Origin of the sequence: Kitasatospora sp. NPDC059160 (assembly GCF_042755465.1) — a bacterium.
Classification (GTDB): Bacteria; Actinomycetota; Actinomycetes; order Streptomycetales; family Streptomycetaceae; genus Kitasatospora.
In genome coordinates this window covers 97885-108794 of record NZ_JBHZCN010000016.1, presented here as the reverse complement: position 1 = coordinate 108794, position 10910 = coordinate 97885, and the positions used below count along the sequence as shown (strand labels likewise).

The window sequence follows — 10910 nt, the reverse complement described above, 5'->3', positions numbered from 1 at the left end:
GCGAGGCTGTGGTTGAGGCCGCCCGCGATCGCGATCACCTTGTTGAGGCCTTCGACCCGCACGGGCACGCTGCTGTCGGTGTTGGTGCCGTTGCCCAGCTGGCCGTAGTTGTTCTTCCCCCAGGCCACCACGGTCTGGTCGGCCAGCAGGGCGAGGCTGTGCGAGCCGCCCGCGGCGATGTCGGTGGCGTTGGAGAGGTTGACCACCTGGCCGGGCGCGTTGTGGCTGAACACCGAACCGTCGCCCAGCTGGCCGGAGTTGTTGGAGCCCCAGGACTGGACCGTACGGTCGGTCAGCAGCGCCAGGCCGTGGCCGTTGGTCGGGCCGGTGCCACCGGCGGCGATCCTCACCACCTCGGCGCTGGTCAGGCCCAGCACGGTGGTGGCGGTGGTGCGGAAGTCCGTCCAGGTGCCGTCACCGAGCTGGCCGGAGCGGTTGTTGCCCCAGGACTTGAGTCGCTTCTCCGCCACGTTGTTCTCCTCATGGGTGTGCTGTCGGTGGACACCTGCGGTCGCATCCTCGGTGACAGCCGGGCGGGACGGGGTTTCGAAGTTCGATCTTCACTCGAACGGGCGGTCTTCTGCCGATTGCCCGGATTTCAGCGCTTCGAGATGCCTGGACCGTTGCCCCCTGGCCCGGCACGCCCCCGCGCCGCCGGCGGTCCGTGGTCGCGCAGTTCGGTGAGTACTGCCCAGGCCACCGACACCACCGGTACGGCGACCACCGCGCCCAGTACCCCGGCCAGCACCGCGCCGCCGATCACCGACAGCGCGATCGCCACCGGGTGGATCCGCACCGACCAGCCCAGCACCAGCGGGTGCAGCAGATGGCCCTCGATCTGGCCGATCACCACGATCAGCGCCAGCACCAGCAGCGCGACCACCGGCCCCCGCGCGGCCAGGGCCACCAGCGCGGCGATCGCCAGCGCGATCGGGGAGCCGATCAGCGGCACCAGCGCCGCGACGAACTCCACCACCATCAGCGGCAGCACCAGCGGCACCCGCAGGAGCGCCAGCGCGAGGCCGACCAGTGCCGCGTTGACCGCCGACACGATCAGCACCCCGCGGGTGTACCCGGCGAAGGTGCGCCAGGCGGCCTGCCCGGCCCGGCCCCAGACGGGACGCGCCCGGGCCGGCAGCTGGCGCTGCGCCCAGCTCCACATCCGGTCGCCGGAGTGCAGGAAGAACACCGAGCAGAACACCGCGAGGGCCAGCCCGGTGACCAGCTCGACGGCCCGGCTCGCGCCGCTGAGGGCGGTGGTCAGCAGCGCCGAGCGGTGCGCCGAGACGAACGCGCCGACCTTCGCCCGCAGGTCGGTGACCGTCCCCGCGCGCAGGTGGAAGGGGGCGCCGGTGAGCCAGTGATCGATCCGGCCGAGGCCGCCGCGCAGCTCGTCGCCGATCCGGTTCCACTCGTCGGCGACGTTCGTCCCGACCAGCGCCAGCACCCCGCCGACGACCACGAGCGCGCACAGGAACGCCACCAGCACGGCCAGTGACCGGGGCAGCGTCCGGGCCAGCAGGTCGACCAGCGGGCGCAGCACCGAGGTGATCACCAGCGCCACGAACAGCGCGATGACCGGCACCTCCAGCTCGCCGAGCACCCCGACGGCCAGGTAGGCGGCCACTCCGAGCAGCCCCAGCCGCCAGACGTACCCGGCGGCGGTGCGCAGCCCGGCCGGCACGTGCTCGACGGGCGCCGCGGGCCGTGCCGGCCGCACCGGCACCCGGGGCGGGCGGCTGCCGAGCGGCCGGGGGCGCCGCGCCCGGCGAGGTTCCGGGCGGTGGTCGGGGCGGTGGTCGGGGCGTCCCACGGCGGGCTCAGCCGGGGGTCCCGTGCGGTTCCGGCCGGTGGGTCCCGTGCGGTTCCGGCTCGTGGGTCGTGCGCGAGTCGCTCATGGGGCTCGCCTCCTCCGTCCTCGGCCTGCTCCCAGCGTCTCCCCGGCCCCCGGACCCGCACACCTCGGCGGGCTGCCGGACCGGTGCCGGAGGTGGGGGCGGCGGGCGTCAGGGGAGCCCGACGGCCCTCCGCCGGCTGAGGTAGGTGAGGACGGCGAGGACCCGGCGGTGGCCGCTGTCGGCGGGTGAGAGGCCGAGCTTGGCGAAGATGTTGCCGATGTGCTTGTGGACGGCGTTGTCGGTGATGACGAGCCGGGTCGCGATCGTGGTGTTGTCCTGCCCCTCGGCCATCAGCGCGAGGACCTCCCGTTCGCGCGGGGTCAGGGCGGCCGTCGGGTCCTGGGCGTGCCGGGTGAGGAGCTGTCCGATCACGTCCGGGTCCATCACGGTGTCCCCGGCGGCGACCCGGCGCAGCGCGTCGGTGAACTCGCTGACCCGGCTCACCCGGTCCTTGAGCAGGTAGCCGATGCCGCCGCGCCCGTCGGAGAGCAGCTCCCCGGCGTACTGCTGCTCGACGTACTGGGAGAGGACGAGCACGGGCAGGCCGGGCTGCTCCCGGCGGGCCCGGATGGCGGCGTGGATGCCCTCGTCGCGGAAGCCGGGCGGCAGCCGGACGTCGACGACGGCGACGTCGGGCCGGTGCTCGGCGACGGCGGCGAGGAAGCCCGGGGCGTCCTGGACGATCGCGGCGACGCGGAAGCCCTTGGCGGTGAGCAGGAGTTCCAGCCCGCTGGAGAGCAGGACGTTGTCCTCGGCGATCACGACCCGCACGGCACACCCACCGTGATCGTGGTCGGGCCGCCGGCCGGGCTCCGGAGGTCGAGGGTGCCGTCGAGCGCCAGGACGCGCTGGCGGATCCCGGCGAGGCCGGTGCCCAGCCGCTCGTCGGCGCCGCCGCTCCCGTCGTCGGTGACCTCGATCGACAGCCGGTCACCGGTGCGGGCGACCCGTACCGCCGTCCGGGTGGCGCCGCTGTGCTTGGCGGCGTTGGTGAGCGCCTCGGCGACCGCGAAGTACGCGACGGCCTCGACGGCGGCGGGGAGGGTGCCGAGGCTGCCGACGTCGAGGGTGGTGTCGAGGGCCGCGTCGGCCCCGAGGGCGGACAGTGCCCCGGTGAGGCCGCGGTCGGCCAGGATCGGCGGGTAGATCGTCCGGATCACCGCGCGGAGCTCCACCATGGCCTCCTCGGTGGTCCGGTGGGCCTGCGCCAGCAGGGTGGCGACCGTCCCGGGGTCCTCGTCCAGGAGTTCCCGGGCCACGCCCAGCCGCATCGCGATGGCCACCAGCCGGGCCTGGGTGCCGTCGTGCAGGTCGCGTTCGATCCGGCGGAGCTCCGCGCCGTGCGCGGTGAGCGCCCCGGCCCGGGTCTCGGTCAGCGTCTCCACCCGCTGCGCCAGCTCCTCGGAGGCCGACGGCGCCAGCAGGGCCACACAGGTCCGGGCGTGCAGGCGGGCCAGCCGGGGGACCAGCCAGACGGTCAGCGCGGCGAAGGCCAGCAGCTGCGCCGTCCCCAGGGTCAGCGCCGGGCCCCACCCGGTCAGCGGGGCACCGGCGGCGAAGCCGCCCGCCCGGGTGCCGGCGGGCAGCGCCCACCACAGGGGCACCGTGACGGCCGTGGTCAGGGTGTTGCCCGCGCACACCACCGCGACGAGCCCGAACGCCAGGCCGCTCAGGAGCCAGGCACCGAGCCACCCGAGCAGGCGCGCGGTACCGGCCCGGACGGGGCCGGAGGCGGCTGCGCCCAGCAGTCCGTCGGCGCGGCGGCGCTGGCGGCCGGCCCACGCGCGCGCCGCCGCCGGGACGAGGAGGACGGGCAGCACGAGCACGGCGAGCGCGGCGGCGAGCAGGCTGCCCAGCAGGTAGCCCAGGGCGCGCCAGGTCGCCGAAAGCCTTTCGGCCACAGGGAGGTTCATCCGCCCAAGTCTGGATCACGGCGAACCGGCCCGGCACTACAGCCCACTACCCTGTTTTCCGACCGGCTCGGGGTACCGACCGGGCGCGGCGGTCGGACCTAGCGTCAACTCCCATGAAGAAATCACCGATTGGCGCCGCAGGACGGCGCGGCCGTTCCGTACGGCGGACCCTGGTGTCGGCCGCCGTCCTGGCCGGCGCCCTCGCCACGACCGTGCCCGCCGCCGCGGCGGCCCGGCCGTACGACGACCGGAGCCTGCTCCGGCGGGACGCGGCCGCGCTCACCGCCCTCGGCGTGACGGGCGTGCAGGCCCGGCTGGTCACCGCCGACGGCCGGACGGTGACCGCCACCGGCGGCGTCGCCGACGTGACGACCGGACAGCCGGTGTCGCCGGACGGCCACTTCCGGATCGCCAGCGTCACCAAGGCCTTCGTGGCCACCGTCGTCCTCCAACTCGTCGGCGAGCACCGGCTCTCCCTGGACGACCCGGTCGAGCGGTGGCTGCCCGGCGTGGTGTCCGGGAACGGGAACGACGGCGGCGCGATCACCGTCCGCCACCTGCTCCAGCACACCAGCGGCCTCCACGACGACTACCCGGACTACAGCTCGGCCGACGACTTCCGCCGGCACCGCTACGACGGCTCCACGCCCGAGCAGAGCGTCGACCGGGCGCTGCGCCACCCGCCGGACTTCCGGCCCGGCGCCGACTGGCGCTACAGCAACACCGGTTACGTCCTGCTCGGCATGATCATCGAGCGGGTCGACGGGCAGGCCTGGTACCAGGAGGTACGGGACCGGATCGTCCGGCCGCTCGGCCTCACCCACACCTTCCGGCCCGGGACGTCCCCCACGCTGCCCCGGCCGCACGCCCGGACGTACCAGGGCTTCCGGCCCGGCGAGCTGCCCGTCGACGTCACCGAGCAGGTCGGCCTGGGCATCAACGGGGAGGCCGGGCTGGTCTCCACCACCGCCGACCTCGACCGCTTCCTCCGGGCCCTGCTGGGCGGCCGACTGCTGCCGCCCGCCCAGCTCGCCCGGATGCTGCAGACCGTTCCGGTCGGCGAGGAGTTCCAGGCGCTCATGCCGGGGGCCCGGGACGGACTGGGACTCTTCTCCCGCCCGCTGACCTGCGGCGGGGTGTCCTGGGGCCACGAGGGCGGCGACGCCGGCTGGATCACGGCGACCGGGGTCACCGCCGACGGCCGGCGCAGCGTCACGCTCTCGCTCTCGGGCGTCCGCGCCGACACCCCGGACGACGTCCGCCGGATCGAGCAGGCGGAGAGCCAGCTGGTCGACGACGCCCTCTGCGGCGCCCCGGACACCGACCACCGCCGCCGCTGAGCCGCCACCCGTCGGGGCCGTCGACCGGACCGAGGCCGACGGCCCCGACGCTTTCGTGACGCTGGGCCGCCGGCCGCCCGCAGTCCGTCACCCGCGGGGCCGCTGCCCCATGCGCCCGGGACACCGGGTGGACGAGACTGCTGCCATGCGGCCGGTCGTGGGCGAAGAGAGGTCGGTCATGGGTGCGGAGAGCGCGGGGAGCGTCCGGTGGCGGCCCCGGCCCGGGCGGGCGGAGCGGCAGCTCGCGACGGCGGGGCTGTGCGCGCTCGTCTGCCTGGCGGCGGGCGGCCTGTGGGCCGGCTACGTGCTGGGCCACCTGGGTACGCCGGGGATCGCCGAGCCGACCCGGCACCTGGCGGTGCTCGGCTTCGGCCTCGCCGCCGTCGCGGGCGGGGTGCTGCTGCACGCCCACCGCCCCGGTCTGGAGCTCGGCTGGGTGCTGCTGGCGTACGGGGGCGCGCTGATCCTGCCGCTCGCCGCCGAGACCCCGGTCTGGACGCAGGTGGGCGACCCGCGCTACGTCGGCGCCGTGGTCGTGCTCAAATCGGTCGGCTACACCGTCAGCGGCACGATCTGGCAGGCGCTGCCGCTCTGGCTCCCGTACGGCCGGCTGACCGACCGCCGCTGGTGGCTCGCGGTCGGCGCGGTGGGCCTGTGGATGCTGCCCCAGGCGAGCTACTACGTCTACCAACCGACCGTGTTCGGCCGCCCCAACCCGCTCGCCGACAGCACCGTCGCCGACTGGCTGCGGCACTTCAACGGCACCCTGCACATCACCCAACTGGTCGTGTGGGTCGCCCTGACCGCCCTGGTGGTGCTCGTCCCGCTGGCCCGCGCCCGCCGGGTGCCCCGGCGCCGCCGGCAGCACGTGCTGGTCGCGATCGCCGTCTACCTGCTCTGGGCCGGCGCCGAGGCCGGCTACTACTTCAACGGCCAGAGCACCGCCTCCTACGCCGCCTACGCGGCCGCCTCCGCGCTGTGGACCCTGACCCTCGCCGTCGTGGTGGTGCGGGACGGCTCCTGGCGGCTGGACCGCTCGGCCCGCCGGATCCTGGTCGGACTGCTGGTCGCCGCCGGGCTGGCGGTCGTCTTCGTGCTGCTGGCCGGGCTGCTGTCCACCATGCTGCTGCCCGGCCGGGGCTTCGGCGCCCTGTGCGTGGTCGCCCTGGTCCTCCTGCTCGCCGGCGGCCTGCCCAGGGGCGTGCGCTGGGCCTCCGGCATCGTCGACCGCTGGTACTACGGCGCCCGCGCCCAGCCGTACCAGGTGCTGCGCAGCCTCGCCGGGCGGGTCAGCCAGACCGTCGACCCGCAGGACGTGCCCGCCGTGCTGTGCGCCACGGTCGGCGACGAACTGCGGCTGCCCGGAGTGGACCTGACCGTCTCGACCCGCGGCGGTGAACGCCGGCTCGCCGCCGTGGGGGAGTACCCCGAGGACGGCGAACGCTTCGCCCTGGTCCACCGCGGCAGCGAGATCGGCCGGCTCACCGTCTCCCCGCGTCCGGGCCAGCGCACGCTCGACGACAGCGACCGCGACATCCTGCGCTCCCTCGCCGACCAGGCCGCGCCCGCCGTGGCCTCGCTCCAGCTGATGGAGGACCTGCGGGCCAGCCGTGAGCAGATCGTCGCCGCCCGGGAGGAGGAACGCCGTCAGCTGCGCCGCGACATCCACGACGGGCTCGGCCCGATGCTGGCCGGGCTGCGGCTGCGCCTCCAGGGCGCGGCCGCCGTGGACGACCCGGCCCGCTTCGCCGCCGCCCTGGAGGACGTCGCCGACGACCTCGCCACGGCCGTCCGTGAGGTCCGCCGGATCACCGACCGGCTCGGGCCCACCGCGCTCGGCGACTACGGGCTGAGCCGCGCGCTGCGCCGCCTCGCCGACACCTTCAGCGGCGACGAGCTCACCGTCACCGCGCTGCTCGTGCCCGACCCGCTGCCCGAGCTGCCCGCCGCGGTCGAGGTCGCCGTCTACCGGATCACCGCCGAGGCGCTCAACAACGTGCTGCGCCACGCCCGGGCGACCAGCGCCAGGGTGACCGTCCTGGTCGACCCGGGGCGGCTGGAACTCACCGTCGAGGACGACGGGCAGGGCCCCGGCCGCGGCGACGCGGGCCACCCGGGGGTGGGGCTGCGCTCGATGAGCGACCGGGCGGCGGAGATCGGCGGCAGCTGCACCGTCCACCCCGTCGCGGGCCTCGGCCAGGGCACCCGGGTGCACGCGGTGCTGCCGCGCAACCCGGCGGGCTGACGGGAGCCGCCGGGCGCGCCCGGACCGGGGTCAGCAGTTCGGCGGGTTGGGGCACGGCTTGTGGCCGTGGCCGTGGCCGTGGCCGTGACCATGACCGGGGCCGTGGGCGTGGCCCCGGCGCTTCTGCTCCCCGGCCGCCTCGCCCTCCGCCCGGGCCCTGCAGCACCGGGCGGCGCGGACGACCACGGCCGCGAGGACGACGACTCCGGCAGCTCCGGCGGCGACGGCCACCGGGTTGACCGATCTGGCGTTCATGGTGTCCTCCGGGAGGGTTCCGCAGGCCGGTCGACCCGCCCCTCCATGGCACCGCCCGGGCTGACCCATGCGCATGGGGCCACGGTCCCGTTCCGGTCCCGCCGCGGCTACGCTCCGTCGCGCCCCCAGGCAGCGAGCGTCACCGACGCCCACGCCCCGACCCGCTCCGCGAACCCCTCGGCCGGGAACGCCCCGTCCACCGCGACCTGCTCGATCGTCACCGCGAACCCGCCCCGCGGCGCCTCCTGAGCGGGATGTGCTGCCCCGCCCGGTGCGGTCCCGCCCGTCACCCGGTGTGAGTTCGCCCGGCGCGCCCGCCCGACCAGCCGCTCCACCGCCGGCAACCCGCCGTCGAGGTACGCCCGCAGCATCCCCCGGGCACCCGCCCCGCCGTCCCCGGGCAGCCGGCCCGGATGCTGCAACAGGAAGCAGGACACCGACACCGCGTGCAACGGCCCCCACGGCTCCGCCCGCGAGTGGTCCAGCGCCAGCAGCCGGTGGAACAGCTCCGGGCACCCCCGCGCACCGCACTCCCCGCAGGTCTCCATCCGCGCCTCCCCCTGACGTCCGGTGTACGGCCCCGAGGGCCCTGGACAACCCGCCGGCCCCGACGGCCTCGAACAACCCCGATGGCCCCGACGGCCGCCCGCCACAAGGTAGTTGGCCGCCGCGGCAAGGTTCCGCCGGGCTACTCGCGGAGGGACTTGTTCAGGTACATCGCCGTGACGCCGTAGCCGCCGCGCCGGTAGAGGGCGATGGCCGCCTCGTTGCCGCCGAAGACGTTGAGGGCGAGGTCGGTGCTGCCCAGGCGCACGGCGAGCCGTTCGGCGGCGGCGAGGACGGCCGCGCCGTAGCCCTGGCGGCGGAACTCGGGGAGGACGCGGAGGTGGTAGAGCCAGGCGGAGGTGGAGACGCCGGCCCCGGCGCGCGGGTCGGGGCCGATCCAGGCGGTGCCGACGGTGCGCCCCGCCCCGTCCTCGGCGACCACCAGGTGGTGGCCCGCGGTGTCCAGGCCGTCCGGGAGGAACCTCGCGGTGCCCTGACGGGTGTGTGCGCGGGCCAGCTCCTCCGGCATCCGCTCGGCGAGCTGCCGGACGGTCTCGGCCTCCCGGATCTCGGTGGCCGCCTGGTACTCGGCCGGGGTCATCCGACGCAGGGTCACGCTCCGATCGTCCATCCCGCCATCCTCGGCGAGCGGGCGCGGTCGGCGAAACCGCTTTTCCGCGGGTAGGGCGACGGTGTGGTACCGCGGTACTACGCGGCGTCCGATGATCAGTCCGCAGTGCCGCGGTTCGGGCCCCGCCGGGCCCTAGCGTGGAACCCGTGGGCGGCCGGGAGGGCCCGGCCCCTGAACGTAAGGGCTAGCGATGATCGAGGCGCACCAGCTGACGAAGCGGTACGGGGAGAAGACCGCCGTGGACGGGCTGGACTTCACGGTCCGGCCGGGCGCGGTGACCGGGTTCCTCGGCCCCAACGGGGCGGGGAAGTCGACCACGATGCGGATGATCGTCGGACTGGACGCGCCCACCAGCGGGTCGGTCCGGGTCAACGGCCGCCGGTACGCCGAGCACGCCGCTCCGCTGCAGGAGGTGGGCGCGCTGCTGGAGGCCAAGTCGATCCACCCCGGCCGCTCGGCGTTCAACCACCTGATGGCCCAGGCCCACACCCACGGCATCCCGCGCCGCCGGGTCGAGGAGGTCATCGAGCTGACCGGCCTCCAGTCGGTGGCCCGCAAGCGCGCCGGGGCGTTCTCGCTCGGCATGGGCCAGCGGCTCGGCATCGCGGCCGCCCTGCTGGGCGACCCGGCCACGGTGATGCTGGACGAGCCGGTCAACGGGCTCGACCCCGAGGGCGTGCTCTGGATCCGCAACCTGCTCACCTCGCTCGCCGCCGAGGGCCGCACCGTCTTCGTCTCCTCGCACCTGATGAGCGAGGTCTCGCTGGTCGCCGACCATCTGATCATCGTCGGGCGGGGCCGGCTGCTCGCCGACACCACCGTCCAGGAGCTCGTCCAGCAGGCCGGCGGCGACGTCGTCAAGGTCGCCAGCGCCGACCCGACCCGGCTGCGCTCGGCGCTCGCCGGACCGGACGTCGAGATCACCGGCCGCTCCGGCTCCGAGGAGCTCCTGGTCACCGGGCGGACGGCCCGCGAGATCGGCCTGACCGCCGCCGAGCACGGCATCGCCGTGTTCGAACTCACCCCGCGGACGGTCTCCCTGGAGGAGGCCTTCATGGAGCTGACCCGGGACGCCGTCGAGTACCACGGCACCACCACCGTCGAGAGCACCGTCGACACCCAGAGGAGCGCGGCATGACCACGATCGCCCCCAGCCAGACGGCCGTGCCCGCCGGGCAGCGCCCCGCCGGCCCCGCCTACAAGGTGACGGCCGCGCGCGTGCTGCGCTCCGAGTGGGCCAAGCTGTGGTCGCTGCGCTCCACCTGGATCACCCTCGGCCTGGCCCTGCTGTTCCTGGTCGCCTTCGGCCTGATCGCGGCCTTCCAGTTCAAGTCGCGGCTCACCTCCGGCCGCCCGATGGACCGGGACTTCGCCGACGCCGGCGCGCTCAGCCTGTCCCTGTTCGGCACCAACTTTGCCCAGCTGGCGCTCGGCGTCCTCGGCGTGCTGGTCGCGGCCGGCGAGTACTCGACCGGCATGATCCGCTCCACCCTGGCCGCCGTGCCGCGCCGCCTGCCGGTGCTGTGGTCCAAGGCGGCGGTGTACGGCGTGATCGCGCTGGTGCTCGGCACCGTCGGGGTCTTCGCCACCTTCACCGCCGACAGCGGCATCCTGTCCGGCACCCGGGCGGCGATGACCCTCTCCGACACCGGCGTGGTGCGCGGCCTGCTCGGCGCCGGGCTCTACCTGGGCCTGGTCGGCGTGATCGGGGTGGCCCTCGGCGCCCTGCTGCGCTCGGTGGCCGGCGGCATCGCCGTGCTGGTCGCCTCGCTGATGCTGATCCCCGGCCTGACCTCGCTGCTCCCCACGGACTGGCAGGGCCACATCAGCCCGTACCTGCCCAGCCACGCCGGTGAGGCGATGTTCGCCCTGCACCACGACTCGACCACCCTCTCGCCGACGGCCGGCCTGCTGGTCTTCCTCGGCTGGACGGTGCTGGCGCTCGCCGGTGCCGCCGTCCGGCTGGTGCGCAGCGACGCCTGAGCCTCGGCCCTGTCCGGCCTCGGCGCCCCGGCGCCTGGGAGACTCGCGGTGGGGGGGGCGGGGGGGGAGACCGCCCCCCCCCCACCGCCCGCGCCCCCC

Annotated in this window: 11 protein-coding genes; 4 read left to right on the top strand and 7 right to left on the bottom strand. The window is 75.5% G+C overall.

The window, feature by feature from the left end; genetic code table 11:
* The 4 genes from ACFXOZ_RS09805 to ACFXOZ_RS09790 all read right to left on the bottom strand — a co-directional run.
* Positions 1-470: RCC1 domain-containing protein (locus ACFXOZ_RS09805; RefSeq protein WP_380588964.1), on the bottom strand; the 470-nt coding region annotated here is incomplete at its 3' end.
* 128 nt (positions 471-598) lie between these two features.
* The gene (locus tag ACFXOZ_RS09800) at positions 599-1813 is read right to left on the bottom strand and encodes an AI-2E family transporter (RefSeq protein WP_380588961.1); all 1215 of its coding nucleotides are present in this window, start codon (positions 1811-1813) and stop codon (positions 599-601) included.
* A 193-nt stretch (positions 1814-2006) separates the two neighbouring features.
* A complete protein-coding gene (locus ACFXOZ_RS09795; RefSeq protein WP_380588958.1) occupies positions 2007-2669 on the bottom strand; it encodes a LuxR C-terminal-related transcriptional regulator in 663 nt (220 codons plus the stop codon).
* Complete coding sequence (locus tag ACFXOZ_RS09790) at positions 2657-3811, bottom strand: sensor histidine kinase (RefSeq protein WP_380588955.1); 1155 nt, start codon at positions 3809-3811, stop codon at positions 2657-2659. The genes ACFXOZ_RS09795 and ACFXOZ_RS09790 overlap by 13 nt, the downstream gene beginning before the upstream one ends.
* Positions 3812-3924: 113 nt before the next feature.
* Between ACFXOZ_RS09790 and ACFXOZ_RS09785 the strand changes: the two genes are divergently transcribed.
* On the top strand, positions 3925-5151 hold the full coding sequence (locus tag ACFXOZ_RS09785) for a serine hydrolase domain-containing protein (protein ID WP_380588952.1): 1227 nt from the start codon (positions 3925-3927) through the stop codon (positions 5149-5151).
* Between the two features lie 178 nt (positions 5152-5329).
* Complete coding sequence (locus ACFXOZ_RS09780) at positions 5330-7396, top strand: sensor histidine kinase (RefSeq protein ID WP_380588949.1); 2067 nt, start codon at positions 5330-5332, stop codon at positions 7394-7396.
* Positions 7397-7426: 30 nt separating this feature from the next.
* Here ACFXOZ_RS09780 and ACFXOZ_RS09775 read toward each other — a convergent pair whose 3' ends face one another.
* From ACFXOZ_RS09775 to ACFXOZ_RS09765, 3 genes are all read right to left on the bottom strand, one after another.
* On the bottom strand, positions 7427-7651 hold the full coding sequence (locus ACFXOZ_RS09775) for a hypothetical protein (protein WP_380588946.1): 225 nt from the start codon (positions 7649-7651) through the stop codon (positions 7427-7429).
* A 107-nt stretch (positions 7652-7758) separates the two neighbouring features.
* Positions 7759-8199 (bottom strand): DUF5946 family protein, encoded by a 441-nt coding sequence (locus tag ACFXOZ_RS09770; RefSeq protein ID WP_380522272.1) that lies wholly within the window; start codon positions 8197-8199, stop codon positions 7759-7761.
* Between the two features lie 140 nt (positions 8200-8339).
* The gene (locus ACFXOZ_RS09765) at positions 8340-8828 is read right to left on the bottom strand and encodes a GNAT family N-acetyltransferase (RefSeq protein WP_380588943.1); all 489 of its coding nucleotides are present in this window, start codon (positions 8826-8828) and stop codon (positions 8340-8342) included.
* A 190-nt stretch (positions 8829-9018) separates the two neighbouring features.
* Between ACFXOZ_RS09765 and ACFXOZ_RS09760 the strand changes: the two genes are divergently transcribed.
* Positions 9019-9966: an ATP-binding cassette domain-containing protein gene (locus ACFXOZ_RS09760; RefSeq protein ID WP_380522268.1), complete on the top strand. Its 948-nt coding sequence runs from the start codon at positions 9019-9021 to the stop codon at positions 9964-9966.
* Positions 9963-10811 carry an ABC transporter permease gene (locus ACFXOZ_RS09755; protein ID WP_380522266.1) on the top strand — a complete coding sequence of 283 codons (849 nt, stop codon included), beginning with the start codon at positions 9963-9965 and terminating at the stop codon, positions 10809-10811. The genes ACFXOZ_RS09760 and ACFXOZ_RS09755 overlap by 4 nt, the downstream gene beginning before the upstream one ends.
* Positions 10812-10910 lie beyond the last annotated feature (99 nt).